Origin of the sequence: Pragia fontium DSM 5563 = ATCC 49100, from assembly GCF_900112475.1 — a bacterium.
Lineage (GTDB): Bacteria > Pseudomonadota > Gammaproteobacteria > Enterobacterales > Enterobacteriaceae > Pragia > Pragia fontium.
Window position 1 is genome coordinate 191,374 of record NZ_FOLW01000005.1, and the last position, 26,795, is coordinate 218,168.

Annotated in this window: 27 protein-coding genes, 1 tRNA gene and 1 pseudogene; 13 read left to right on the top strand and 16 right to left on the bottom strand. The window is 44.6% G+C overall.

The window, feature by feature from the left end; translation table 11 throughout:
• Positions 1–111: 111 nt before the first annotated feature.
• From lysC to BMZ28_RS09660, 6 genes and pseudogenes are all read left to right on the top strand, one after another.
• Positions 112–423 carry an Rz1-like lysis system protein LysC gene (gene lysC / locus BMZ28_RS17730; protein ID WP_437438249.1) on the top strand — a complete coding sequence of 104 codons (312 nt, stop codon included), beginning with the start codon at positions 112–114 and terminating at the stop codon, positions 421–423.
• Between the two features lie 220 nt (positions 424–643).
• A complete protein-coding gene (locus BMZ28_RS09640) occupies positions 644–2,008 on the top strand; it encodes an S-type pyocin domain-containing protein (protein WP_074822733.1) in 1,365 nt (454 codons plus the stop codon).
• A gap of 1 nt (position 2,009) precedes the next feature.
• Positions 2,010–2,222, top strand: coding sequence for a hypothetical protein (locus BMZ28_RS09645; protein ID WP_074822736.1), 213 nt, complete (start codon positions 2,010–2,012; stop codon positions 2,220–2,222).
• A gap of 402 nt (positions 2,223–2,624) precedes the next feature.
• Positions 2,625–2,969, top strand: a pseudogene (locus BMZ28_RS09650) (S-type pyocin domain-containing protein); the annotation flags it as partial.
• Positions 2,969–3,232 (top strand): immunity protein, encoded by a 264-nt coding sequence (locus BMZ28_RS09655; RefSeq protein ID WP_074822740.1) that lies wholly within the window; start codon positions 2,969–2,971, stop codon positions 3,230–3,232. The pseudogene BMZ28_RS09650 and the gene BMZ28_RS09655, both read left to right, overlap by 1 nt.
• Positions 3,233–3,424: 192 nt before the next feature.
• Entirely contained in the window at positions 3,425–3,856 is a 432-nt protein-coding gene (locus tag BMZ28_RS09660) for a phage antirepressor KilAC domain-containing protein (protein WP_074822749.1), read from the top strand.
• A gap of 275 nt (positions 3,857–4,131) precedes the next feature.
• On the opposite strand, the gene BMZ28_RS09665 is transcribed toward BMZ28_RS09660, so the two are convergent.
• The 3 genes from BMZ28_RS09665 to BMZ28_RS09675 form a co-directional block, all read right to left on the bottom strand.
• Positions 4,132–4,208: transfer RNA gene (locus BMZ28_RS09665), tRNA-Pro, on the bottom strand.
• A gap of 72 nt (positions 4,209–4,280) precedes the next feature.
• A complete protein-coding gene (gene yejM / locus BMZ28_RS09670) occupies positions 4,281–6,062 on the bottom strand; it encodes an LPS biosynthesis-modulating metalloenzyme YejM (RefSeq protein ID WP_074822751.1) in 1,782 nt (593 codons plus the stop codon).
• 21 nt (positions 6,063–6,083) lie between these two features.
• On the bottom strand, positions 6,084–6,311 hold the full coding sequence (locus BMZ28_RS09675) for a YejL family protein (RefSeq protein WP_047781431.1): 228 nt from the start codon (positions 6,309–6,311) through the stop codon (positions 6,084–6,086).
• Positions 6,312–6,610: 299 nt separating this feature from the next.
• On the opposite strand from BMZ28_RS09675, the gene yejK reads away from it, so the two are divergent.
• A complete protein-coding gene (gene yejK / locus BMZ28_RS09680) occupies positions 6,611–7,621 on the top strand; it encodes a nucleoid-associated protein YejK (RefSeq protein WP_047781430.1) in 1,011 nt (336 codons plus the stop codon).
• A gap of 102 nt (positions 7,622–7,723) precedes the next feature.
• On the opposite strand, the gene rplY is transcribed toward yejK, so the two are convergent.
• The 3 genes from rplY to BMZ28_RS09695 form a co-directional block, all read right to left on the bottom strand.
• Positions 7,724–8,008: a 50S ribosomal protein L25 gene (gene rplY, locus BMZ28_RS09685; RefSeq protein WP_047781429.1), complete on the bottom strand. Its 285-nt coding sequence runs from the start codon at positions 8,006–8,008 to the stop codon at positions 7,724–7,726.
• A gap of 121 nt (positions 8,009–8,129) precedes the next feature.
• Complete coding sequence (gene radD / locus BMZ28_RS09690; RefSeq protein ID WP_074822757.1) at positions 8,130–9,890, bottom strand: DNA repair helicase RadD; 1,761 nt, start codon at positions 9,888–9,890, stop codon at positions 8,130–8,132.
• Positions 9,890–10,129 carry a YecH family metal-binding protein gene (locus BMZ28_RS09695; RefSeq protein WP_074822761.1) on the bottom strand — a complete coding sequence of 80 codons (240 nt, stop codon included), beginning with the start codon at positions 10,127–10,129 and terminating at the stop codon, positions 9,890–9,892. The genes radD and BMZ28_RS09695 overlap by 1 nt, the downstream gene beginning before the upstream one ends.
• 130 nt (positions 10,130–10,259) lie before the next feature.
• On the opposite strand from BMZ28_RS09695, the gene rsuA reads away from it, so the two are divergent.
• The 3 genes from rsuA (at position 10,260) to BMZ28_RS09710 (ending at position 12,994) form a co-directional block, all read left to right on the top strand.
• Entirely contained in the window at positions 10,260–10,964 is a 705-nt protein-coding gene (rsuA, locus tag BMZ28_RS09700; RefSeq protein WP_074822764.1) for a 16S rRNA pseudouridine(516) synthase RsuA, read from the top strand.
• 124 nt (positions 10,965–11,088) lie between these two features.
• Positions 11,089–12,276, top strand: coding sequence for a Bcr/CflA family multidrug efflux MFS transporter (locus BMZ28_RS09705; protein ID WP_047782686.1), 1,188 nt, complete (start codon positions 11,089–11,091; stop codon positions 12,274–12,276).
• Between the two features lie 367 nt (positions 12,277–12,643).
• On the top strand, positions 12,644–12,994 hold the full coding sequence (locus tag BMZ28_RS09710; protein WP_053007623.1) for a YejG family protein: 351 nt from the start codon (positions 12,644–12,646) through the stop codon (positions 12,992–12,994).
• A 69-nt stretch (positions 12,995–13,063) separates the two neighbouring features.
• Here BMZ28_RS09710 and yejF read toward each other — a convergent pair whose 3' ends face one another.
• The 7 genes from yejF to BMZ28_RS09745 form a co-directional block, all read right to left on the bottom strand.
• On the bottom strand, positions 13,064–14,653 hold the full coding sequence (yejF, locus tag BMZ28_RS09715; RefSeq protein ID WP_074822767.1) for a microcin C ABC transporter ATP-binding protein YejF: 1,590 nt from the start codon (positions 14,651–14,653) through the stop codon (positions 13,064–13,066).
• A gap of 1 nt (position 14,654) precedes the next feature.
• Complete coding sequence (locus tag BMZ28_RS09720) at positions 14,655–15,680, bottom strand: ABC transporter permease (protein WP_047781423.1); 1,026 nt, start codon at positions 15,678–15,680, stop codon at positions 14,655–14,657.
• On the bottom strand, positions 15,677–16,768 hold the full coding sequence (locus BMZ28_RS09725; protein ID WP_074822771.1) for a microcin C ABC transporter permease YejB: 1,092 nt from the start codon (positions 16,766–16,768) through the stop codon (positions 15,677–15,679). The genes BMZ28_RS09720 and BMZ28_RS09725 overlap by 4 nt, the downstream gene beginning before the upstream one ends.
• A gap of 9 nt (positions 16,769–16,777) precedes the next feature.
• Positions 16,778–18,649, bottom strand: coding sequence for an extracellular solute-binding protein (locus BMZ28_RS09730; protein ID WP_074822773.1), 1,872 nt, complete (start codon positions 18,647–18,649; stop codon positions 16,778–16,780).
• A 228-nt stretch (positions 18,650–18,877) separates the two neighbouring features.
• On the bottom strand, positions 18,878–19,459 hold the full coding sequence (gene mepS, locus BMZ28_RS09735) for a bifunctional murein DD-endopeptidase/murein LD-carboxypeptidase (protein ID WP_047781421.1): 582 nt from the start codon (positions 19,457–19,459) through the stop codon (positions 18,878–18,880).
• Between the two features lie 299 nt (positions 19,460–19,758).
• Positions 19,759–20,466, bottom strand: coding sequence for a phosphatase PAP2 family protein (locus tag BMZ28_RS09740; RefSeq protein WP_047781420.1), 708 nt, complete (start codon positions 20,464–20,466; stop codon positions 19,759–19,761).
• A 53-nt stretch (positions 20,467–20,519) separates the two neighbouring features.
• On the bottom strand, positions 20,520–21,497 hold the full coding sequence (locus BMZ28_RS09745) for a CobW family GTP-binding protein (RefSeq protein WP_074822775.1): 978 nt from the start codon (positions 21,495–21,497) through the stop codon (positions 20,520–20,522).
• 374 nt (positions 21,498–21,871) lie between these two features.
• Here BMZ28_RS09745 and BMZ28_RS09750 point away from each other — a divergent pair, with 374 nt between their 5' ends.
• Positions 21,872–22,195, top strand: a complete 324-nt coding sequence (locus BMZ28_RS09750) for a YmdA family protein (protein WP_047781418.1) — start codon at positions 21,872–21,874, stop codon at positions 22,193–22,195.
• Positions 22,196–22,249: 54 nt separating this feature from the next.
• On the opposite strand, the gene yeiP is transcribed toward BMZ28_RS09750, so the two are convergent.
• The gene (yeiP, locus tag BMZ28_RS09755; RefSeq protein ID WP_047781417.1) at positions 22,250–22,822 is read right to left on the bottom strand and encodes an elongation factor P-like protein YeiP; all 573 of its coding nucleotides are present in this window, start codon (positions 22,820–22,822) and stop codon (positions 22,250–22,252) included.
• A gap of 165 nt (positions 22,823–22,987) precedes the next feature.
• Entirely contained in the window at positions 22,988–24,226 is a 1,239-nt protein-coding gene (gene mtr / locus BMZ28_RS09760; protein ID WP_074822778.1) for a tryptophan permease, read from the bottom strand.
• A 215-nt stretch (positions 24,227–24,441) separates the two neighbouring features.
• On the opposite strand from mtr, the gene BMZ28_RS09765 reads away from it, so the two are divergent.
• Both BMZ28_RS09765 and fruK read left to right on the top strand, forming a co-directional pair.
• On the top strand, positions 24,442–24,699 hold the full coding sequence (locus tag BMZ28_RS09765) for a YkgJ family cysteine cluster protein (RefSeq protein ID WP_074822781.1): 258 nt from the start codon (positions 24,442–24,444) through the stop codon (positions 24,697–24,699).
• 179 nt (positions 24,700–24,878) lie between these two features.
• Entirely contained in the window at positions 24,879–25,817 is a 939-nt protein-coding gene (gene fruK / locus BMZ28_RS09770) for a 1-phosphofructokinase (RefSeq protein ID WP_047781415.1), read from the top strand.
• A 72-nt stretch (positions 25,818–25,889) separates the two neighbouring features.
• Here fruK and nfo read toward each other — a convergent pair whose 3' ends face one another.
• Positions 25,890–26,747, bottom strand: a complete 858-nt coding sequence (gene nfo, locus BMZ28_RS09775; RefSeq protein WP_047781414.1) for a deoxyribonuclease IV — start codon at positions 26,745–26,747, stop codon at positions 25,890–25,892.
• Positions 26,748–26,795: the final 48 nt, after the last annotated feature.

A 26,795-nucleotide genomic window follows, 5' to 3' on the forward strand; every position in this document is an offset into this window, starting at 1 on the left:
AGCCAGTTAAGAAATGAGAAGCAACAGGCTGTGGTGGCGTTAGCAGAGGAGCGGGCTTATTCAGCCAAACTCCAGAAACAGCACCGGCAGATTTAGGAGGTGATAGATAATGTGGCTGAGCAAAAGCAGGTTAGTGATAATCGGACCAAGATCTGCAAAAACAACTTACAGCCACGCAGGTCAATAGTAAGTGCGTTACTGTGCCTGACTCTGTCACTCAGCGGCTGCGTGAACGAGTCGCCGAGGTCAAGGCCACCGCTGCTAATACCAAAGGCGCTATTTCGACCGTGCCTAGCCCCTGATTATCAGGTGCGTTATTACGGCGATTATCCCTGTTATGTCGCTGAGCTGCTGGCAGTGATTGAGCAGTGTAATAACCAGATATCAGCGATAGAGAAGGTGGATAACTCTCGCGGGAGGTGATTCAATCTTGTTGACGGGTAAGCCGTAAGTCAGTTAGAAACTTAGGGATATAAGGTAAATCTATCGTGCATTATGCTGATGATTACGATATTCGTTTTGTTTTATGCTGAAGTTTAGTGAAATACGAGATCTCCTTTATTAGGTGTTAACAACTATTAGTTGTATATTAATGGTGCTGTATATATATACAGTTATCATTGGTTCAAAAAGGAGTTAATACATGAGTAAAGAGAGCCGTACCCTCTCATCCCGTGATGAGGAACCTATTATTAATTATCTCGGAGAGGGAAAATTTAAATTTAAGTCACAGGACGCAGCCTGCTATATGCATCCATTAGGCTGGGTTGCCGATAACAATAGAGGGGGTATTTCATTGTGTTTTACCACGGAGGAAGAGAATTGCCTGGCTTTATTTAAGCTTACCGGCGTTCAACCTGTGCCTGTTTATACCCCAGAAATGGCCACTGCGTCGAGCAATGCATTAAAGGCAGCGGGCATTATGGCGTTAAGTCGTGCACCGGGAGCGATACAGTTCTCAATTGCAGGGAGCGGGGTATTGACCCCCGTTACACAAGTTGCGAGCGCTGTGTCCGGAGCCATTGCACGCGCACTTGCGGCATTGGCCGCAACAGCGACGGCAAGTACAGCGGGTCCAATTGCAGCGGCAGTCGTCATGGGAATGTGGCCTTCAGAGGCTGGACAAGGCAGTGATAAATGGAACGGGCAAAATCTGGCGCTATTATCCTTACCATTGACAACCCTGTCAGGAAAACAGACCGTCTTGCCGGGCAGGCCAACCATCGACTTACCTGCCCGGGGTTCGTTGATGATGAATGGCAACCAGCTTGAGTTTAAACTGCTGAAAACAGGTGGGGCACTGTCAAAAGCGGTACCAGTGCTTAATGCGGTACGGGATGCAGTGACCGGACTGGACAGTATCATTATACCCGCTATGGGTGGAGTACCAGAACGAACTATCCTGATCAATCCAGCACCAACGGGGCCAATGTTTCCCCCTCATACCGGAAACAGTTCGCCGAAGCCGGTCACGCCGGTGCATACCGGTACGACAATCGAGACGATTGATAAGCCGCTGATCCTCACCACACCAGTACCAGATGAAACGTTTGACTTTATTTACTGGCAACTGGATGCTAAGGGCTCAGGGGTTGAGCCGGTTTATGTGGTGGTTAGTAGTAATGGCGATGCATCAAAAGGTTTTAATCAAACTGAAATAAAAATCATCAATGAGGCTCAGGGAATTTTAGATTCCAAAGTTATGGATCAGATCAAGCAAGCACACTCAAAAGGTCAGGCAGTAACTGTTGTGATTAATAATCGGATAATACAATACGAACCTAATTTACCAGCTTCAGGAATGACAATGTTTGGTGACAATGGTTTCTATCTTGGACCTGAAGCCTTTAAATCAAAAGTTGAATTACAAAAAACGGTGTTACACGAATTATATCGATTAAATACCTCAAATTCTGGTAACGGAGTTTCTGAGGCTTTAGCTTCTCAAGAGACTTACGCAGCTTATGATTTTGCAGAAAAAGCATCTAGTACTTTAAGGAGTAAGTAGTATGAATAGTGAAATAACAAAACGATGGGTTGATGCAGCAATAGCATTAAAAGCAGATTCAACAGCAAAAACTCTTTGCCCCGTTTGCCAACAAGGTTTTTTAAAAGTGCAGGATGTAAAAAATAAAGCTAATCCTTTAGAATTTGAGCGGCATCTGACCTGTGATACATGTGGTGCATATAGTTCTCTAAGAATGAGTTTAACTGCAAAGTAATCTAATACTCCCCTTCTAATCAATGGTGAACTTGTACAACAGGCTGTCGATATGCTATCGGTGGCCTTTTTTACGTCTGAAGGCGAGTGGTAATGAACTGGCCTGAAACGTTCGCATACAGCATCGGTGCAATCTCCAGCGCTATCGTTATTATCGTATTAATTTGGAAGGCTTAGCTATGGAACAATCACGGAAAGAGTTTGAGAAAATGATATCTGAAACTCACGACCACGCGGCATATCGATTAAGTAAAGAAGATGGGTAATATATTAATTTAGATATATCTCAAAAATGGGAGAGCTTTTCTAATATTTGGGATCTAATTCTCAAAAGTATTGCCATTGAATTACCAGACCCAATACTCATTAAAATTGATGGAAAAGCTGTTGTGTTCTACCTAACGCAAAGGGTGAGTATAGCGGGCGTAACTACAATACGGATAAGGCCGGTGGTCCGATCCAGAATATGGACTGGAAAGGGGCTAAGATTGACCGCTTGGAAAAGATCCTGAAAGGTGAACTTGCAGTCACTGATACCGATAAGCGTTTTTATACCCATGAGATCAGGGAACTTGAACGCTATAGAAATCTGGGGATTAAAGATGGTGAACGCCCCAAAAATCCATCTGAGGTTTGGAATAACACCCATACTGCCACTCTAGAAGACTATAAGATTAATGAGAAAATGCACTCGTTATATACGCCTGAGGCTGAGGAAGCCTATCGCAAAGCAGAGGAGGGAAAGTGATGTTAGATCTTGAAGGTATTTATAAAAACGAGAGTGTAGAAGATGTTCTTCTGCATTTTGCTCCACGAACTCCTTACCCAAGTATCGATCGGATGTATGTTAATTACAAATTCGAGATTGTTGCGAATGGTCATTTATTGGAAACATATCAGCGAGTAATCCGCGAAGGTAAGTTGTTAGAAAATGGAAAACCGCTTCCAGAAAAAGACCCGAACTGGAAAGAACCAAAATTTGTAACCAATAACAAATACGGTATCGAATAACTATATCCGTAATGAAAGTTTAGCCCTGACATCTGTCGGGGCTTTTTCATTTCCGGCTTTTATTACAAAGCTCATTCACTGCGTGGGCTTGATAATGATTACCTCCCCCGAAGAGGGGCTAGGTGGAGTTGTCACGAATAGAGAGTAAGTGACGAGTACATAGTACTGACTGAGTAATCATGTTCAACGCTGTTGTTTACTCTGGAGTCTAATGAAGTTAAAGCATCTGTATCACTTCCTGATTTTAATAATTCTGCTTTAGCTGCACGGGCTTGGGCTGATGAGGTAGAGCAAAAGTTATTAATAGAAAACCAAGAGTTAGCAACTAAAGCCTTGTTTCACGATGCGGTAGCAGTGGCGGAGGATGCAATCAGTATTGCTCAGGCTGCTAAGTCATTAAACACTGGTCGTAATCGCCTATGCTCATTTATGCGCCAGAAAGGCTGGATGACGCGAAAAAACGAACCGTACCAGTCTAAGATTGAAGCTGGCCTTCTGGATGTGAAGATCAGCAAATACAATCATCCAGAAAATGGATTACAGCAATCTATCACTACATTGGTCACGGGTAAGGGGTTAACCAAGCTACATACTCTGTTTAATGAACAGAGGTGGTTGGCATGATGGAGACTTTACACCTGGATGGTAATCAAGAAGTGTCAATTTTTCAGCTATGCTCCTTTCTGCGTTGCTCCGGTTATTTCAACAAGAATGAGTTATTCACACTTGCATTTGAAATATTGAGAGCACTTGAGAAGGAAGACACCAGAGAAAACCCAACCCATTAAACCAAACCCTCTTCGGAGGGTTTTTTGATATGGTTTTTACCCTAGTTTTACCCTAATTTAAATTCAGACATAAAAAAATCAGCCATAATAGGCTGATTATTCAGGGTAATTTGGTCGGCACGAGAGGATTTGAACCTCCGACCCCCGACACCCCATGACGGTGCGCTACCAGGCTGCGCTACGTGCCGAACACAGTGGGTAATACTACCGTTTATTATCATTATTGCAAGAGTAGAACGCAACGATTGCTTTAGTTTTAATCAGTTAGCGATAAAACGTTTAACTTCGGTTAGCACCTGTAGTAGCAGCGCCAGACTCGGTTTTTCATCTTTCTGGCGATGGTAATTGGCATCGTAAGTCTTATAGTGGCCATCCGTGCCAATCAAGATAGTGTGATTGGGTTCAATGACTACCAATTGTTTTCCATCCCCAGCGGTAATCCATGGGTAGCGGCGTTGAGCATTAAATAGGTCTTCACCTTGGGTATAGGTGCTACCGGCATTTTTTACCTGTAACAAACGCTGCATTAGCGTGGCCATAATATCTTCGTGATTGGTCAGCTTATCAATTTTTTGCGCAGGCGTATTCGGCCAGTGAATCACCAGCGGAACCTGTAATTGATAACGACTGTAGTTTTGACCAAATCCCCAATTATTTTGGCCTGAGTCGTTAAACTCCACACCATGGGCCGCAGTAATCACAACCACGGTTTTATCCAGCAAACCACGTTGTGATAAGGTTTGCATCACATCAGATATTTGTTGGTCAATATCCTGAACTGAAGAGCGGTATGCCTTAATAAAGCTATTAGGGGCGGTGTTACCGTTGATCTTCTGGATATCATTATTGCTATATTGGATATAAGAGAACCAAGGCGAGTTACCCGATACTCTTTCTAACCATTCTTGCCACTGGGCTGTAGTTGATTGGTTAGCCTGAGCAATTGGCTGTGGTAATGAGAAATCTGACAGTAGAGCCTGACGGTAAAGTGGGGTATTAAATCCAGATGAAGAGAACAGGCCAAACTGATAATTACGCTCACTAAGGGCGCTAATTAACACCGAAGGTTTTCTGCCGGCTAAAATTCCATCAATATACGTGGGGGAAATGCCGTAAAACAGGCCAAACAGACCGGTATCTTGCTGGTTGCCGGTACTGTAATGGTTAGTAAATTGAACGTTGCTATCAGCCAGAGATACCAAATTAGGCATATCTTGAGCGATGCTCTGATTGCGTATCCCATCCACCACAATCATCAATAGGTTGGTATTGCTTTGGCTATCGAGGTAGCTCAGTTTTGCCAGTGGATATTCAACCTCAACCGCTTCAGGATTTCCTTGCTGGGTGAGTTTGCTTTGGTAGGCCTGAGCATCCAATAAACCGTGTTTTTCCAGAAAACGGCGAGCGGTCATCGGATAAGACAGCGGTAGATTGGACCGCTGCATAGTGATCGGACGATAGAAATTAGCATCTGCCCAGATATAGGCCAGATGAGTAAAAATAAAGGCGCTGATAAAAATACCGGCCAATGGCTTGCCGAACGTTTGTCGGTTCAGACTGCGTAATTTCTGCCAGCTCCAGGTGCCGAACAGCATCTCAATCAGGAAGATAATCGGTACGCTGATAAACAATATTTGCCAGTCGCGAGCCAGTTCACTCTCGTCCGGGTTGATTAACAGACTCCAGACGGTAGGGTTGAGATGTAGCCTGAAGCGGAAGAATACTTCAGTATCGATAATGAGTAAGGTTAGTCCGGCGGTAGCCAGAATCGCAGAGATCACCCGCATCAACCGCTGAGACATAATAATAAACGTCAGCGGGAACAGAATCAGTAGATAAACCGCGAAAGTGATAAAGCCAAAATGTCCCAGCCAGCTTACCAACGCATATATTCGGCCAAATAGGGTGCCTGGCCAGTCGGTAATGAACAAATAACGGCTGCCCAGCACCAGGCTGAGTATGATATTAAAGAGAGTAAACCAGTGTCCCCAGCTTATCATCTGGGAGACTTTCTCTTTATATTGCTGACGGTTTGTTACCATATTCACTTTCGGGTAAACAAATTAATGGGCCTTATCATCTCTGATGGAAGCTTGTAACGCTTCAACAAAAGAACGAACAATCGCCGGTCGGGTGGCGGGTGCAACACTGGTATTAATCAGGTTAGTCACCATATTACCTAAAACCATCAGCGACAGGTCAGTCGGCGTATGGTTTTTTTCCAGAACGTTAACCAGATCGGTGAGTAATCGTTCTACTTGTTCATCACTATAACGGGAAGCTTGTGGCATAAGTTTGTGCTTTATGTACTTATCTAATGATTTAAAGTCGCCTATCTTAACGTATAGATAGATTCTTTTCTGTAGTTTATATAGAAAATCTTACTTCTAATCCTGATTAATAAGACGAATAGAGCGATTACCCTTCTCAGGAAAAAGGTTATTTGCTGATATAAGGTATATAGCCTATAAAACAAAACTGCGCGAAGCCGAGCATTTAATACTGAATTTGCACAATGGCATCTGTTATGATGTACGCCATTATTTGAGGTCGTTAAGCACCGTGTTTTGGGATGCTGAGAGGAGTTTTTATGAGTCTGGATCTTGATCAGATTGTTTTACATCAGTTGATTAAACGTGATGAACAAACGCTTGATGTTGTACTGCGTGATTCACCGTTAACTAATAATCAGGCTACGGAAGACATGGTGGCAGAGCTGCACCGAGTCTATAGCGGAAAAAGTAAAGCATTTGGATTATTTAATGTCGAGAGCCAGTTCGCCGAAGCATTAAAAAGCGCGCGTAAAGGTGATGAGACCTTTCTACAGTTCACACGTAACAGCACTGAGCTATTACGGGATGAACTGGCGAAATACCCTTTTGCCGAAGGCGGTATCGTTGTTTTTTGTCAGTACCGTTATCTTGCAGTTGAATATCTGCTGGTGGCGGTATTAAGCAGCTGTAACAGTATGCTGGTTAACGATCAGCTAGATATTACCACAACCCATTATCTGGATATCGATCGGGCAGATATCGTTGCTCGAGTAGACTTAACTGAATGGGAAACCAATCCGGAATCAGTGCGCTACCTGACTTTCCTCAGAGGGCGAGTAGGAAGAAAAGTCTCCGATTTCTTTATGGATTTTCTGTCGGCTAGCGAAGGGCTGGATGCTAAAGCACAGAACCGTGGTTTACTTCAGGCGGTGGATGATTACTGTGCGGAAGGCCAACTGAATAAGAATGAGCGTCAATCTTATCGCCAGCAGGTTTATACCTACTGCAATGGTCAGCTACAGGCAGGGGAAGAGATTGCCATTGAAGATTTGGCGAAAGAGTTACCGCCGGTAGGGGAGAAGGATTTTCAGCAATTTACCAATGATAATGGTTATGAGCTAGAAGAACACTTTCCTGCAGACCGTGGGACATTGCGTCAGTTAACCAAGTTCTCTGGCAGCGGTGGCGGAGTGACCATCAGCTTTGATGCATTGCTGTTGGGGGAAAGAATTTTCTGGGATCCGGCCAGTGATTCATTGACCTTGAAAGGGCTGCCACCAAACTTACGCGATCAATTACAGCGCCGTTTAAGCGGTGGTGATAATTAATCGTCATTTTAGTGGTTATTACCCACAAAAAACGCCGCTAATGCGGCGTTTTTTACGTTCACTGTTAATTTAACAATTAACAGCACTCATGACATCAAGCAATTAAGCGCGAACGAAGTCGATATGAGCGAATTTTGGTTTGAACGGGTGGCGTTGTGTCGCCTGAATCTTAACTTTTACTGATTTACCAGCAATATCCAGAGTCAGAACTTCTTCATAGAAGCCTGGCTTAGCTTGCATGTTCATCAGAGTATCTTGATCCAGTGTAATGGTAACTGGCTTCTCAGCTCCGCCATAAACGATAGCAGGGAACTTGTTAGCATGACGCAGGCGGCGGCTCGCACTCTTTCCCTGCTCGGTACGTACTTCAGCATTAATAGTAAACATTTTCTTTTCTCTTAAAGAATGTTAAATCCCGCTACAGGCGACCCAGCAGCAGGTTGAGCGATCTTGCTTTTTAAGCGGACGGGATTCTAACGGAATTCACCGCCTACGGCAAATAAAACCGTTATCCACGTAGTTCATTGGCTCGGCGGTAGCGTCCTTGGTAGTCGAACATTTTTTCGCGCACCCGCCAAAACTCCCCACGTAGCGTGCCGATAACGAAGTCAGGGGCACGGAGCAAATCTTGCTGTCGAATAACGTCGTTGGCATTGTTCCATAGCAAAGGAACACCAGGCGCTTTTTGGTGTGGGCGTATAAACAGCTGCTGAAATGCCGTGCGTTGGGCTGGGGTCTTTAAGCGGAATCGTTCGGTAATATCCGCTCCGTCTTCATCATAATAGGTGATACTGAGCCATTCCCCTTTATCATCCTGTCCGCGTTTTAGCTGCATGCCGCTACAGCGCAAAACTTTGGCATTTTTTAACTTGAGCGCGTCTTTCAGCATATCGTCAGGATCGACTAATACTTCCTGACATTGATGACAGCGACGGGCTGCAATATCATTTTCTGCTCCGCAGTGCGGACAGGTTTTAAAGCGAAAGCGATAATCACACTGTTCGCGATTGCCCTCATCATCTTCTAATATTCCCTGACAGCGGCGGCCAAAATGTTCGATGACTTCTCCGGTTGGGCTGCATTTTCCCCAGAACATATTGGCGAAACCGCAGGATGGGCAAAAAACCTGCACCGGTTGACTGTCACTTTTTGGTTTGGCTCCGCCAACTTCAGGGGTAAATAGGTCATAAGGATTACCGGCATAATCCAGAATCAAGCAATCTTGTTTACCCGGTGACAGGCGTAGCCCGCGTCCGATAATCTGTTGATACAGGCTGATAGATTCCGTTGGGCGTAATATGGCAATTAAATCAACGTGCGGTGCGTCAAATCCGGTGGTCAGGACCGCCACGTTAACCAAGTAGTGTAACCGTTGTGCTTTAAATTCCTCTATCAGTTGGTCCCGCTCATCCGATGGCGTTTCGGCACTGATAAACGCGGCTTCACCCGTTGGTAATAGGTGATAAACTTCTTTGGCATGTTCAACGGTAGCGGCAAAGATCATCACCCCTTTACGAGTTTGCGCATACTCCATAATTTGGCTAACGATATGCGGAGTAATACGCTGCTGCTGTTTTAGCTCGCGGTTAAGATCAACCTCGCGAAATAGTCCATTGCTGCTGGCTTCCAGTCGACTAAAATCATACTGCACAATGGGCATATCCAATCGTTCTGGTGGTACCAGAAAGTGATGTTTAATCATATAGCGCAGCGGCAGTTCATAGATACAATCGCGGAACAGACAATTTTCGTCACCGCGAATCATTCCGTGATAATGATATTGATATATCCAACCTTTACCTAGTCGATAAGGGGTTGCGGTTAATCCCAGCAGACAGAGTTTAGGGTTCTGTTGACGCAGGTGCTGAATAATCTGTTGATATTGGCTTTCGCCGTCATCGCTGATGCGATGGCACTCGTCGATAATCAGTAAAGAGAATTTATCATTAAAGGCGTGGAGATTTTTGGCAACGGACTGAATACTGCCAAATACCACCTTGGCGGAACTCTGTTTTTTCTGTAGCCCGGCGGAAAAGATATCCGCCTCCAGATCGTAAGCACAATACTTGGCGTGGTTTTGCGCCACCAGCTCTTTAACATGGGCCAGCACCAACACTTTTCCGCGGGCAAGGCGGGCTAATTCCGCGATCACCAGACTTTTTCCTGCCCCTGTAGGCAAGACTATGACCGCCGGTTCCTGGCGTGAGCGGAAATAATTCAGCGTTGCATCAACCGCTTCCTGCTGATAAGGGCGTAAGGTAAAAGCCATCAGTGATTGCAGATTTTACTGATATTCGTGGTGAAACCACTATTGGCAGGAATAAATTTACCTTTAGAGGCCAGAAAATCGACTAACTCAGCAACGGTCAGGCCTTGTTTAGCACAGGTATGAAAGCGGGCTTCTTGACCGAAACGTTGTTGGATAGCCGCAATCAGACTTTCCGTGGTATAGAGTTCATCAGCAGCAATCATCATTTCCAATACTTGATGACCATGAATTGAAGACATTTTTATCTCCGGAGTTAACGAGAAATTCTGTTTATTATGCCTTTCCTATGTATTCAGGGCGAGTCTTTATAGGTTTGGACAAGGGGAAAGAGTATACTAATGGGCTACTTTATTATTGGGTATACAATGCATGCGATTGGATAAGTTTTTGTCACAACAGTTAAGTATTAGCCGTAGCTTAGTGGTGCGTGAATTGCGTTCTGGGCTGGTGACAATTAATGGTGAAATCGCGAAAAGCGGTTCTTATAAAATTCAGCCGGAAGATGATGTGGCATACGATGGCAATTCACTCCAGCAGCTCAGTGGGCCGCGTTATTTTATGTTACATAAGCCTCAAGGGTATGTTTGTTCCACTGACGATCCAATCAATCCGACCATCCTCTATTTTATTGATGAACCGGTTGCGGAAAAGTTGCACTCCGCCGGACGTCTGGATATGGATACGACCGGGTTGGTGCTCTTAACTGACGATGGGCAATGGTCTCATCGAATAACGTCGCCTCGTCATCACTGTGAAAAAACATATTTGGTGACGTTGGAACATCCTGTGGCGGAAAATACCGCTGAGCAGTTTGCTGCTGGTATTCAGCTTAACGGCGAGAAGAATCTGACTAAACCGGCTTTGCTTGAGCAGGTTGAAGATAATCTGGTACGCCTGACCATCTCGGAAGGACGCTATCATCAGGTTAAAAGAATGTTTGCTGCGGTAGGGAACCATGTGGTTGAGCTGCATCGCGAGCGAATCGGCGATATTGTTCTGGATGAAGATTTGCAGCCTGGTGAGTATCGTGCGCTAACGCAGCAAGAAATCGATAGCGTTGGGCTGAGCAAATAGTAGTGATTTGCGTCATTAGTTGGAGCGAGTCCAACGCCTGAGTTTACCGTTATTAATAGATACGTCCTGTATCAGGAGAACGTTTTTAGTGTCAAATCCTGCACCACAATATACGACTGAGCAGATAACGCCGGGAGGTTCCCGACGTGGCCTGATATTCATTCTTGGCCTGTTATCGATGTTAATGCCGCTATCTATCGATATGTATTTACCGGCTATGCCTGGCATCGCGCTGGATTTTGGCGTTAGTGATGGCATGGTACAGCTAACGTTGAGTGCCTACATTATCGGATTTGCCGTTGGACAACTGTTCTATGGCCCGATGGCGGATAGTATTGGTCGTAAGCCGGTGATTATCGGCGGTGTTTTTGTGTTTGCTTTGGCTGCGGCAGGCTGTGCGCTGGTACAAACGGTGGAGCAACTCATTTTATTACGTTGTTTGCACGGGCTGGCTGCTGCTTCTGCAAGCGTGGTCATTAGTGCATTAATGCGCGATATGTTCAGTAAAGAAGAATTCTCACGCATGATGTCATTTGTGACATTAGTGATGACAATCGCCCCGCTAATGGCGCCGATTATTGGCGGTTTTTTACTGATTTGGTTCAGTTGGCACGCTATTTTCTGGGTATTAAGTGGTACCGCATTATTAGCGGTATTGTTGGTTAAGTTTTGTATTCCTGAAACGCTGCGTAAAGAGAATCGGCAGAAATTCAATTTTATGACCACGCTGCGTAACTTTGCCTCTCTGTTTCGCCATCGCCGGGTGATTAGCTATATGTTATCCAGCGCATTCTCTTTTGCCGGTATGTTCTCTTTTTTGAGTGCCGGTCCGTTTGTATATATTGGTTTGAATGGTGTATCACCGCAAAATTTCGGCTATTACTTTGCTTTAAACATCGTTTGTCTGTTTATTATGACAACGATTAACAGCCGCAATGTCCGTCGTATGGGGGCGGTTAAAATGTTGCGTTTAGGGCTAACCGTTCAGTTTATTATGGGAATGTGGTTGGTGTTTTCTCTGGTCGCCGGACTGGGTTTTTGGTCTTTGGTGATTGGCGTTGCGGGTTATATGGGCTGCATTTCTATGATCTCTTCTAATGCGATGGCGATTATTTTAGAGGACTTCCCACATATGGCCGGTACGGCAGCTTCACTGGCTGGCACCCTGCGTTTTGGGGTGGGTGCAGCGGTGGGTGGGGGGTTAGCGCTAATGACTGCGAATACCGCTTGGCCAATGGTTTCTTCCATGGCATTTTGCGTGATAGGTGCCGTATTTTTCTATTGGCGTTCATGGCGCAAAAATACACATTAATTTAACTAAAGCTTAAAGTTTTCCTGATCTATATGTCGTCTTAACGGCGACATAATCAAACGATATATTTGTTGAAATCTCCCCCTTAGATATTTTCTGGATTAATGACTCAAGTGATTATTTATCAGAGTATAAATAGTTTTGATTTGCTGTATAAACAGCAGTAAAAATAAAGGGTTGATTTATCTGTTTCTTAATATGTACGTTTTATTGCATTTTTTTGGGTGAAAATTAGGGGATGTTTCTGTTTATTCAGTTAGGTTTGGTTATTTATATAAAAACAGAAGAATAATAAGGAATGTCCTTTACGATGTGATTAATTTGTGAAAAAATTGTATATTATTTTTATGAGTATTGAGTGGATTTTATGAAGCTATCTGTTCTTCAGCGCTTGCCTCAATTCTACCATTGGTATGCCGGAGAGGTAGGAAGTCGAGTCGAGCCAACGGAATTACCCGAGGTATTTGATGATGGTATGGGTAATAACGGTAATCTGATTGGTTTAAAACTATTAGGTTATCCTAGTGCTCATTCATGGGAAGTGATGGGCAAAATTAGTCAGTATCTAAACGGTATCAATATCCAAAATAGCGTTATTGAAGTTGATGGTGAGCCTTGCCTGTTCGTCAACTCCAACGATGAAGCGATTGCATTAGGTTATTTGAAAAACCTGGGTGTTGCGATTGCTGACTTTATTCCTCTTCAACCCCACAATTAATAGTGGCAATACGCTATTAATTGTTCTTCACTTCTGACGTTTTCTGTTTGCCCTCATAGCCGAAACTGTTTAGCGAGAATCTTCCAATAAGTTTTGGGTATAAGGATGCTGTGGTGCGTTAAAGACGCTTTCACAGGCTCCTTGCTCAACAATTTCGCCATTACGCATCACGATAATCTGATGACAGAGTGAGCGTATTACCTGTAAGTCATGACTGATAAATAAATACGTGAGCTGGTACTGCTGTTGCAACGTTTTTAGTAGCGCCAGAATTTGTGCTTGTACGGAACGATCCAACGAGGAGGTTGGTTCATCCAATATCAAGAGTTCAGGCTGTAAAATAAGCGCTCGGGCAATGGAGATGCGCTGTCGCTGGCCGCCTGAAAATTCTGTCGGATAGCGGTGGCGAGTATCAGGATCGAGTCCGACTTCCTGCATAGTTTTTATTACTCGACTTTCCCGTTCTTGCGAAGACAGAGTCTGATGAACTTCCAGGCCTTCAGCGATAATCTGACTGATAGTTAAGCGTGGGTTTAAAGCAGAGAAAGGGTCTTGAAACACGATTTGTATTCGACTGCGATAAGGCAGCATTTGGCGCATATTCAGCGTATGAAGTGGCTGACCATCAAACCAGATTTCTCCCTGGGATGCTAACAGGCGTAACAAGGCCAGACCAGTAGTACTTTTTCCTGAGCCGGATTCCCCAACTAAACCCAGACTTTCTCCTTTGCGGATACAAAAACTGATGTTGTTAACCACTCGATTTTCAATTCTTGGCTTGAGAAATCCAGCAGGGCGAGGAAAACCGATAGTCAGGTTTTTTATCTCCAGTAAAGTTTTACTGTTTTCTTGAATGGGTAAGGGTTGGCCTTTAGGCTCAGAATTAAGCAGTTTTCGGGTATAGTCGTGTTGTGGAGAGCTGAACAGCTTATCTCGGGAATTTTGTTCAACACATTTCCCCTGATGCATAACGGCGACATTATCCGCTAATTTACGCACGATATTCAGGTCATGGGTAATAAACAGCATACTCATGTTCATTTCCTGCTTAAGCTCTTTGAGTAGCAGTAGAATCTGAGCCTGAACAGACACGTCCAGTGCGGTGGTTGGCTCATCGGCAATTAATAATTTAGGTTTGGTAAGAATAGCCATGGCTATCATGACTCGTTGGCGCTCACCGCCAGACAGCTGGTGAGGATAGGCATTCAGGCGTGCTTTGGCATCGCGTAAGCGTACACGCTGTAGAACTTCAAGAATCTCGCCTCTGGCCGTCTGCTTTCCCATACCGCGGTGAATCAATAACACTTCCGATAGTTGTTTTTCAATTTGATGTAGCGGGTTAAGAGAAACCATCGGCTCCTGAAATATCATAGAGATACTGTTACCGCGATGATAGCGTAACGTTTTATCGTCGGCATGGAGCAGTGATTCGCCGTTAAACAAAATATCACCAGAAGGGTAGACAACCGGGGGCGTCGGCAGCAGGCGCAAGACCGATAGCGCAGTAACGCTCTTGCCCGAGCCAGATTCGCCGACTAGCGCCAACGTTTCACCGGTTTCAATTTGTAAAGAGAGCCGGTCGACAACCTGATTTTCCTGACCGTTTTGACGGAAAGCGATGCTCAGGTCTTGAATATCCAGTATCGGTTTCATTGTCATATTAGTAAGCCTTAGCCGGGTCAAATGCATCGCGTACTGCTTCGCCAATAAAAATCAGCAGTGATAATAAAAGTGCCAGTACGATAAATCCGCTGATACCCAGCCATGGCGCTTGAAGGTTATTTTTTCCCTGTAGGAGTAACCCACCGAGAGACGGGGAACCTAAAGGTAAACCAAATCCCAGAAAATCCAGCGAAGTTAACAGCGTGATGGAGGCACACAGAATAAAAGGCAGATAAGTTAGCGTTGCCACCATGGCATTGGGCAGGATGTGGCGCAGCATGATTGTTCTGTCTTTTACCCCCATCGCTCTGGCGGCTCTGACATAGTCAAAATTTCGGGTGCGTAGAAATTCAGCCCGGACAATGCTCACTAATCCCATCCAACCAAATAGCACGGTAATGGCCAGTAGCCACCAAAAATTCGGCTGGATAACGCTGGAAAGCAGAATAATCAAAAATAGGGTGGGCATACCGGACCATACTTCGATTAATCGTTGGCCAACCAAGTCGATTTTACCACCGTAATACCCCTGAGTTGCGCCAACGGAGATACCGATAACGCTGGAGATCAACGTCAGAGACAGGCCGAATAAAACGGAAATACGAAAGCCATATAAAATACCAGCGAGCACGTCCTGACCACGATCGTCAGTCCCCAATAGATTAGAGAGTGACGGAGGAGCGGGGAAAGGGGATGAGCTCTGATAGTTAATGGTATTGTAGCTAAAGTGAATCGGTGGCCAAATAGCCCAGCCGTTTTTGTTAATCAGATCGACGACATAGGGATCTTTATAATCGGTTTCGGTCTGAAACTCACCGCCGAAAGTGGTTTCAGGGTAGTTAACCAGAAATGGTGTGTAATATTGCCCTTGATAATTAACCAGCAGTGGTTTGTTGTTGGCAATAAGCTCAGCCCCCATGCTGACGATAAACAAAATAGCAAAGATCCATAGGGACCAGTAACCGCGGCGATTATGCTTAAACTTTAGCCAGCGGGCTTGATTAATGGGGCTTAATCTACTCATCCTCGGGCCTCAAAATCAATTCTTGGATCAACCAGCGTATAGGTAATATCACTAATAATATTCAACAGTAATCCGATCAAGGTAAAGATATACAGCGTACCGAACATTACCGGGTAGTCACGTTGCAGGGTGGCATCGTAACCTAACAGGCCTAATCCATTCAGGGAGAATATCACTTCAATCAAGAGGGAACCGGTAAAGAACATGCCGATAAATGTTGCCGGGAAGCTAGCGATAACCAGCAACATAGCATTTCTGAATACGTGACCGTATAGAATCCGTTTTTCTTCTAATCCGTTGGCTCTGGCGGTAATCACATATTGCTTATGAATTTCATCCATAAATGAATTTTTGGTCAACATAGTTAGGGTGGCAAAACCACCGATAACCGTTGCCGTTACCGGTAATACGATATGCCACAGGTAATCGGTAACTTTGCCATACCAAGGCAGGCTATCAAAATTATTTGAGGTCAGTCCGCGTAGAGGAAACCAGTCCAGATAGCCACCGCCAGCAAAAATGATGATCAGTAAGACGGCAAACAGAAATGAAGGAATCGCGTAGCCAACAATAATCATGCTACTGGTCCAAACGTCGAAAGAGGAACCGCTGCGCACCGCTTTTTTGATACCCAGCGGGATGGATATCAGGTAAGTGATTAACATACTCCATAGGCCAAGGGTAATGGAGACCGGCAGAGATTGCTTAATCAGTCCCATGACGGAAGAGCCTCTAAACAGGCTGTCACCAAAGTCAAAGCGGATATAGCTCCACAGCATGTCGAAGTAACGCTCGTGTAAGGGCTTATCAAAACCAAAGCGTTTTTTAATGGCCTCAATCACTTCAGGATCTAATCCTCTGGAGCCTTGATATTGTCGATCGCCTGTTGGAAGTAGCCCCCCTTTTTCGGGACCGGTTAAACTCGGTCCTCCTGCGCCAAATCCGCTCTGATGACCGAGTTCAATGGTGGCAATCGCTTGATCAACTGGACCGCCAGGGGCGATTTGTACAATAAAAAAGTTAAGGGTAATGATTGCCCATAGGGTGGGAATAAGCAGCAGAAGTCGGCGAAGTATGTATGAAATCACAAGTGCTCCTTAGCGACGCTGTTCAGGTAACTGAGCGGCTTTATCGGCGTCGTACCACCAGGTATCTAATCCCAGTGAACTTTTGGGACGTATCGCTGGCATCGCGTATTTATTCCAATAGGCAAAACGGTCGTGATTGGTGTACCACATTGGAATCATCAGATAATGCCAGGTTAATACCCGATCCAAGGCTCTACCAAGGGAGAGCAGCGGTTTTTCCTGCCCCTGATGATCGGAAATTTTTTGCGTTAGCTCATCCACCGCCGGATCGCTAAGACCAGGGGTATTGTACGTAGAGTCGAGATAAGCGGTGTTCCAATAAATCAACAGTGAGGTTGATGGATATTCCATGCCTGGGTAACGACGGGGAATCATATCAAAATCACGACTGCGTAAACGGCTGACATACTGCGAACTATCAACGGTTCGGACATTCATTTTAATTCCCAGCTTGGCCAAACTTTGTTGGAAGGGTAAAACGTACAGTGCATCGCTGCCGCTGAGCAACAGTAACTCAAAGGTAAAAGGTTGACCGGTTTTACTATTAACCAACTGATTATTTTTTATTTCCCAGCCGGCCTGCTGCAATAGCTTAACGGCTTGAAGTAAATTGCGGCGGTTATTGCCGGAGCCATCGGTGATGGGAGGTTGATATGTTTGAGTAAACACTTCCTCCGGCACTTTATCTTTTAACGGCATTAGCCAGTCCAGCTCATCTTTATCAGGCAGACCAGTGGCTTCATAGGTGGTATTTTGAAAAAAGCTGCGCGGTTGTTGGTTGGCAGAGTAAAACAGGGCATTGTTCATCCAGTGGAAATCAAAGGCGAGGATAAGCGCTTGTCTCACTTTCGGATCGGCAAAAATAGGGCGCTTAACGTTGAACGCCAGCCAGCGCGTATCCTGAGCCGAGTGATTTTCCAGATCTTTCTTCACGATATAACCGAGATCAAAAAACTTGCCCTGATACTGGGTGGTCCAGTTTTTAGGGGAAGACTCGACACGCAGATCGTAAGCGCCGGCTTTAAAGGCTTCCAGTGCCACATTATCGTCCAGATAGTAGTCGTAGCGAATGGTATTCAGGTTATAGCGCCCTTGATTGACTGGCAGATTGGCTGCCCAATAATTCTCAGCCCGTTGATAAACGATGTATTGGCCTAATTTATAGTCGCTAATCGTATAGGGGCCACTGCTGAGGGGCGGGGTGGACAGAGGTTCGCCAAGACTGTGATGTTGCCAGAAATGTTTAGGTAATACCGGAAGTCCACCGATTAGGCCAAGCATTTGATCTCGGTCTGGTTTAGGCAGTTCAAACCGCACCACTAAGCGAGAGACTGCCTGAACTTTGACGCCTTTATAAATACTACGAAATTGGGGAACGCCTTCTGTCATGAACTTTTCAAAGGTAAATGCTACATCTTCTGCGGTAATTGCTGTTCCATCGTTGAAACGAGCATCAGGATTGATGGAAACCTCTGCCCACTGGTAGCTATCGCTATAGCGGACGGATAAGCCAATCAGTGGATAGATGCTGCTGATTTCATCCTCTGAAGAGGTAAACAGCGTATCGTTGAGCCGCTCGTAGCCACTTAGCGGATTACCGCGTAAGGCATAAACGTTGAAGTTATCATAGGTACCGATAGCCGGTAACGTGATCTTTCCGCCTTTGGGCGCTTTTGGATTAGCGTAGTCGAAGTGCTTAAAGTCTTTGGGGTATTTTGGTGTTCCCAATAGTGAAAGGGAAAAGCTTTCTTTTACTTTAGAAGTATCCGGGGTTGCTTCTGCCCACGAACTGCCACTGAATACTAATGCAGATATCAAGATAAATAGAAGAAAGGAAATGGCGGTTAACTTTTTCCACTGATTTGACTGCAATGTATTCATAAGGGTTTCTGACTCGTAAATGAGAGAGGCATAATATATCAGACAAACACGCCCTGCTCACCGTGACACTGTTAGCATAAAGTATTGTTTAGTATATAACATGTTATGGCGGTTATATAGTTGGTTCAGTGGGAAGATAGTGCGGAATCGGCAAAGGAAAGAGGGGATGATGAAAAAACTGAATAAAAAAGCCAGCCTGAATGTATTCAGGCTGGCTTTTTTAATAAATTAACTTTTACTTAATACTCGACGAGCCTGATGATAACGGTTGTTCCAGTATTTTTCATTCAGATTGGAAATCATGACGCCATTGCTGGTTGAAGCATGAACGAAGTTATCATTCCCAATATAAATGCCGACGTGACGACCCGTAGAGCCGGCACGGAACAGAACTAAATCGCCCGGACGTAACTTCCCACGATTAATCTGTTTACCGACGCTTTGCTGCATAGAGGTAGAGCGCGGTAGCGTCAAACCAAACTGTTCACGAAAGGTAATTTGCACAAAGCTGGAGCAGTCAACGCCACTCTTGGTGGAACCGCCCATCCGATAACGGACGCCTTTCCAACCAGCATATTGATTAAGGATACGCGACTTGATGTCAACGTTCTTAACCATTGATTCAAACTCATCCTGAGACGTTTGTAGAGCTAAGCCCTGTCTTTCTTTAGCAGCGTGCGTTTGTGAATTTCTTGAATTCGACGCCTCTGCCGTTGAGGTAAGCGTGCCACAGCCAGATAGCATTACGATTGCGGCTACGGCAGGCGCTAATCGTAGAACGTATCTCAGAATTGGTTGAGATTTGACCATTTTTGTGGAATTCCTGTGTAGTCCTTAACGACAAAGTCGTTATTCAACGGGTTTGTAATCTGGTTTGATGCTCTCCGATATGGAAACATCAAACACTTATACTTGAGCATGACACCAGAGAAAATTAACCTCTCAACTATGCTCTTATCCGCAATTAATGCGCACAAACGTTGGGAGACTACTTGATTAAAAGCGCGATTGCGAGATTTTTTTTACTTTAAAAGTGTTACAAAACGATTTTTTTGGCTGTTTTGTGAGCTAAGGCCGGTATTAAAAACAGAACCGGCCTGTTGCGATAATTACTTTACAGGCCTGTGTTTACCTGGAATAAGTCGATTGATTCCATCGATAACAGCATCACAAGCCGGGGTGAGTAGCCACCAGCTCAATACGATGCAGACCATACTGAGTGCACCCACATAAATATCGGTAAACCAATGGGAGCCAATCATAATGCGTGGTAAGGAAAAGACAACGACGTACACTACGGCTATGCAAAATGACCAGCGAGTAAAATAACGCAGCATAAATCCAGCGAAAATCATCAGCATTAGCCCATGATCGCCAGGGAAGCTATCTCGGGAAGCGTCTTTAGTTGGGATACCCGTTAATTCACTTACTCGATTAATTCCGCTGAAGGTCAGCGTTGGGCTGGGGCGTTCAATCGGAAAAAGTCGTCCAGATTGGTTAAGAATAACCGCAGTAAGTAGCATAACCACACCCATAATAATCATTCTGCGTTTTCCTGTTGCATCTTGCTTAAGGAAAAAGTGTAGAAACAGAATGCCCATAGCGAGTAGGGAAACGCCATCGAACGCTCGATTATTAGTGATTGCTACCAGCTTTAGAAACCCTGAGTTATCCGCCAGATGGGCATTAAAGTAGTAAAAAATGGTGGAATCTATTGGATACCAAAAACCATGGTTTTCGGGTAAATACCAGGAAAGGAATAAACCTATGCCAAATATATTGAGTAATAGAATCGCAGGAAGTTGGCGAAAGCTCATTGAAATACCTTTTAAAATTAACAAATAATTACCCTTTCCGGAGCTCCGGTGAGTTACTCTATATTAACACGGGCTTTTAACAGTGCGTTTTGCAAATCGTTCCATGCAGCATCAGCGCTGTGAATTAATTCAACCCGGCTGTCGACTGGAGCCACTGGCTGGGTCTCGATCTTAAGATCGAAACCTTGGCGATTAAAGACAATTGTTCCTTCCGGAATACGCATTACACCCTTTACGCGATCAACCGGAGAAAGTCTGACCCAATCCAGCAGCGCTGCTGTTGAAAAGCAGGTTTCTGCATCAAAGATCCATCCGCAACTGGTATAACCCTGGCCCTGATTAAGGGCGCGACGCCAACCCTTATTATTTTGTAGTTGAAGCGCGGCCAGACCGTTTGGGCGAGGTGAGTGATGGTGGTTACCGTCTGGTAATGCCTGAATATTAAGGCGTGGGCTATTGAGTAATTCCGCCGCAATATTCCCCTGCTCAATATAGTGAAATGGCCGATTAAGCCCATTGTTTTCATACCATTGCATAAAGGTGTTTTTATTTTCTACGCTATAGGTATCGCATTTATTAACTAAAATAATATCGGCTGCGGCCAATTGATCGCGGAAATTTTCGTTTTCCTGATAGCGCTCTTCTGATAATTGTCGGGCATCGAGCAGGCATAGCGTGGCCTGAAGATTGAGCAATGGTTGATAAACTTCAGAAGTTAACATGGTTAATATCTGTTTTGGGTGGCCCAAACCTGTAGGTTCTATCAGTAATCGATCGGGTTTGGCCTGTTTTAGCAGCATATTCAAACCAACCTGCATTGGTAACCCATTCACGCAGCACATACAACCGCCGGGAATTTCTTTCAGGACCGCACCTTGATTGGCTAACAGTGCACCATCAATACCAATTTCACCAAATTCGTTAACCAAAATAGCCCAGTTTTCATGTTCCGGTTTTTGGTTCAGTAAGTGTTGGATGGTTGTTGTTTTCCCACTGCCGAGAAATCCGGTAATTAAGTTTACATTGGTCATGAATCAGGCTCTCCATCAGGGCTAAACAACGCCCGGAATTATAGATAAGGTGGAAAGAATAAGCGAATGATTGTTAATTACCTATTTGTATTGTGCTTTATGAGGCGATGCCATTCTGAGTAATAAATATTTACGTTACTTTACGGATGAGGGCTGAATTTATTGCAATAGCAAACTATAACTTAGTAATAAAAGGTGACTAAACACGATGGTGATTGGTTCCTTTTGGATGGCTTACTTAAGTTTGGTTATTAATAGCCGCTATATCTTACTAGGTTCTTTGGCATCGAAGGGATATGGGGTAACAACGAGTTATATAGGAGTGACTGCTAAAGGTTCGTTTGTTAATAAGTATACTGGTGGAGATATTCATTATGAAATATCAAACCTCGTTCTGTGCGAAAGCGCTTTTATTACTTATTACATGGATTGTACCGTTATCAGTGACTTACGCAGATAATACTGGTCGAATTACATTTTATGGTGTTGTAGTAGACACCGGGTGCCAATTTTCAACTAACGATACAGGTATTACCCAAACTTGTGCAAAAGGTAATAAGGTCGTGACAAGCCAGATGGCGATCAGTAAAACGCGGGATAATGTAGAGATGGCTTCTGTCGATCATTCTTCGAATGTCCATTTTTACTGGTTAGATAAAGCGAAAGGGCTGGGCATAACCGAAGTTACCTATAAATAGCTGGAATTATCAAGAATCGCCCTGTCGTTGCAGACAGGGCGTTTTTATAGGTTATTAATCTGCACGGCTCATATAACGACGTTCTGGGATATGAATTCGAATTCTTTCGCCGGATTCCAGATATTCAGGCACTTGAATCGTCAAACCTGTGCTCATCGTTGCCGGTTTATTACGGGCACTGGCTGAGGCGCCTTTAATGCCGGGTGCCGTTTCAATAATTTCCATATCGACGGTTTGCGGTAATTCAAGCGCAATGACTTGACCTTCTACGGTCAATACCTGAATACCAGGAATGCCACCCTCAGGAATGAATAACAGCTCTTCTTCAATTTGCTCTTTTTTGAAGATGTACGGGGTATAGTCTTCATCATCCATAAAGACATATTCATCACCATCAATATAGGAAAATGTCACCTGACGACGGCTCAGGTTGATTTCATCGATAATGTCGTCACCTTTAAAGCGTTCTTCTACTTTAAGTCCGGTACGAATATCCGAGAAACGCATTTTATAGAGTGTACTTGCACCGCGGGCGCTTGGGCTCTGGACTTCGATATCGCGCACTAACAACATTTTTCCATTGTAGTTAACCGCCATACCGCGTTTTATTTCATTTGCTCTTGGCATATAAAGTGACCTGTTTTTCACTGATTAGAATGATTGGCGACAAATTACTCGTGAGCAGGAAAACTGGCAAGAAAAAAGATGTCAGCAAACAAATAAAAGTCATAAACAGTCGATGGAGGTGGTTGAGGCATCAGAACTGAGCAAAACGTCTGATGCCTGAGTGGGTTATTTATAGACGGGCAGCAGGTTAAGCATTGAACTAATGTGGGCAATGATGTTTATCACGCCGAACAGAATAACGAAATAGATCATGAAATTGCCTCCAGGGGCATGATATTTCGCTGCTGGGAACCGCTTACGGCTTGAACGCGCCAACATGGCAGGCACAATGACTGCCCAGATGGTCGCGGCTAAACCCGCAAAGCCAATGGCATAGAGAAAGCCATCAGGAAAGAATAATGCGGCCAGAGTCGGTGGAACAAAGGTCACTAACGCCGATTTTGTCCGGCCGCTGGAGGTATCTTCAAACTTGAAGAAATCAGCAATATAGTCGAGTAAACCCAGGGATACACCCAAAAATGAACTGGCTAATGCCATATAAGAGAAAGCGTTAAGCAGTTGTTTTACAATTGGGGTTACGGTGCCATTATCCAACTGTGCCAGAAGATTCCCGATATTACCGCCTTCAGAAATTACCTGTTTAAAGGCTGAACGAGGGATGTTTCCCTGAATAACGAACTGCCACAGTAAATAAATCACCAACGCAATTAAGGTACCAAACAACAGACTACGAACCACTGACTGGGTATGTTGGCCGTAATATTTCACCAGGCCCGGCACATTACCGTGATAACCAAATGAAGCTAATAAATAAGGTAAGGCTGCCAGCGCATAAGGCAGATATTCAGCATGGCTTTCATTCCGATTGAATAGCACGTCTGGCTGAACTTGCGTAAACATATCGCTAACGGAAAAAACGAAAGTAATCACCATACCGCCAATAAGAATGCTATTAATTCGGTCAACGGCTTTGGTGGATAACCAAACGATAAATGCGACTAAGATCGCGAATATCAGCCCGGCCATGGTCTGATTAATCGGTAAGACCGACGTTAAGGTATGGCTGATAATCGAGCCACCGGCTGAAATATAGGCATAGGTCAAAATATAAAGCACAAAGGCGACGGACAAGCCATTGATGGTGTTCCACAGATTGCCTAACAGGCTCTTCACCATCGTATGAAAGCTAGAGCCCATCGCGTAATTGAGGTTAGCTTCCAACAACATTAACCCGGACATAAACATGCAAAACCAAGTATAGATAAGCATAAGTGTCGAGCCACTGAACCAAACGCCAGAGGTAACAATAGGAATCGAGAACATTCCTGCGCCAACGGCAGTACCGGCAATGATCATCGCGCCACCGAAGACAGAAGGGCGCTTAAAAGGCTGGGTTTGGGACATGTTAATGCTTTCCTGATTGGATGTTGTATTGTACTAGTGGGATGATACGCGGATGCCGGTTTTTGTAAACAAATTTTTGTTTGTCGATAGCGATAATTAAACCGGTTTGTTCGCGGTGGGTTAGCTATTTTAACCTGTCTATTAGTAACCACTGGTTATTATGATGCAGGACTGCTATGGTCACCGCCTGCTCTTGTTATTACGGAAAATGTTCCATGGAATGTCGTTCTGGTTGTGGTGCATGTTGTATCGGATTATCAATATCCAGTCCTATTCCCGGCATGCCTGACGGTAAACCTGCTGATGTTCCGTGTATCCATTTAGATCAGAATTTCCGCTGCAATATTTTTCATCATCCTGAACGACCTAAAGTGTGTGCTCAGTTAAAGCCCTGTCTTGATATGTGCTTGAATAACCGGGATGAAGCACTGGATTATCTGCGAGAACTAGAAATATTAACCACACCTTGTTAATCGAACGGTAAATTTCCTCTATCAAAATCAAATATTCAGGTAATAGTCGAGCAATTGCACAAAAATCACGCTAGAATCACCTGAAACGATCCACCAAAGATAAACAGGGGAACGCATCAGCGTTTTTTGCTTTTTAAACGGTGGTGGCTGACAGATTTGACAGATGAAAGAAGAGATCGATGAACAGACGTGTAGCGACAATAACCTTAAATCCTGCTTATGACTTAGTTGGCTATTGCCCAAATATTGCTTTGGGTGATGTTAATTTAGTGAGAACGGCAGGGTTACATGCGGCCGGTAAGGGAATCAATGTCGCTAAGGTATTAAAAGACTTAGGTATTGATGTCACCGTCGGTGGTTTTTTAGGAAAAGATAATCAGGATGGTTTTCAGCAGTTATTCAGTGAACTGGGTATTGCCAACCGCTTTCAGGTTGTTCCGGGGCGCACCCGAATTAACGTGAAGTTGACTGAAGCAAATAATGATGTGACTGACTTTAATTTTTCAGGTTTTGAAGTGAGTCCGGCTGATTGGCAGCGCTTTATGGCGGACTCCCTGTCGTGGTTAGGGCAGTTTGATATGGTTGCCGTCAGCGGTAGTCTACCTGCCGGTGTTGATCCCGAATCATTTAGCGACTGGATGCGCCAACTACGTAGCCAGTGTCCGTGCATTATTTTTGATAGTAGTCGGGAAGCATTTTCTGCCGGTTTGAAAGCCTCTCCGTGGTTAGTTAAGCCTAATCGACGCGAGCTGGAGATTTGGATGGGGCGTCCATTACCAACACTGGAAGATGTGGTGGAAGCGGCTCATGCGTTGCGTGAAGATGGTATTGCCCATGTGGTGATCTCCCTTGGTGTCGAAGGGGCGTTATGGGTTAATGCCTCCGGTGCTTGGTTAGCGAAACCGCCAACTTGTGAAGTTGTCAGCACCGTCGGTGCCGGTGATTCGATGGTAGGTGGCCTGATTTATGGTTTGCTGATGCGTGAATCCAGCGAACATACATTGCGTTTGGCCACTGCGGTGGCGGTCTTGGCTGTTAGTCAGAGCAACGTCGGCATTAAAGATCGGATGCAACTGGCATCGATGATGTCGAAAGTTGAGTTAAAGCCCTTTAACTAATGGTTGATAGATTCAGAGTATTAAAAAGCCACTGGATAAAATCAGTGGCTTTTTGATTGGCGGACTGGCTGATTATGCCGTTTCTGTCACTTTCTGTTGGCTCTTTAGCCAAGCGATTTCATCTTTCCAAATATCAGGATTAGTGGTTTCTAATATCAGCGGAATATTATCAAAGCGACTATCGCGCATAATATAGCTGAATGGCGTTTTACCAATATTGCCTTCACCCAAACTATTATGGCGGTCGACTCGACTACCGAATTCACTTTTAGCATCGTTTAAATGCATACCGCGTAGGTATTGAAAACCGACAATTCTGTCAAAATCGGCAAAGGTTTTATCACAAGCTTCTTCAGTACGAAGGTCGTAACCAGCGGCAAAGGCGTGACAGGTATCAATACAAACGCCAACTCGGCTTTTATCTTCCACACCGTCAATAATTGCCGCCAGATGTTCGAATTTGAACCCCAGATTACTTCCTTGACCGGCGGTATTCTCAATGACTGCCGTGACAGTTTGGGTTTTATCTAAGGCAATGTTGATTGATTCAGCGATTTTAGCCAAGCATTCATCTTCATCGATTTGTAGCAGATGACTGCCCGGATGGAAATTCAGTAGCGTTAAACCCAACTGCTGGCAACGTTCCATTTCATCAATAAAAGCTTCACGAGATTTTTGTAGCGCCTCTTCTACGGGATGACCAAGATTAATCAGGTAGCTATCGTGGGGTAAAATCTGTTTGGCTTCATAGTGGTATTTTTCACAGGCATGGCGGAAAGCGCTAATCACTTCTTCCGTTAGCGGTGCAGCCCGCCATTGGCGTTGATTTTTAGTAAATAATGCAAACGCTGTAGCTTCTAACTCATGAGCGCGGATCACTGCCTGATCTACCCCACCGGATGCACTAACGTGCGCACCAACAAACTTCATATTTATTCTCCTGTGTTATCGGCTTTGATTATCTCACATTTTACCCTG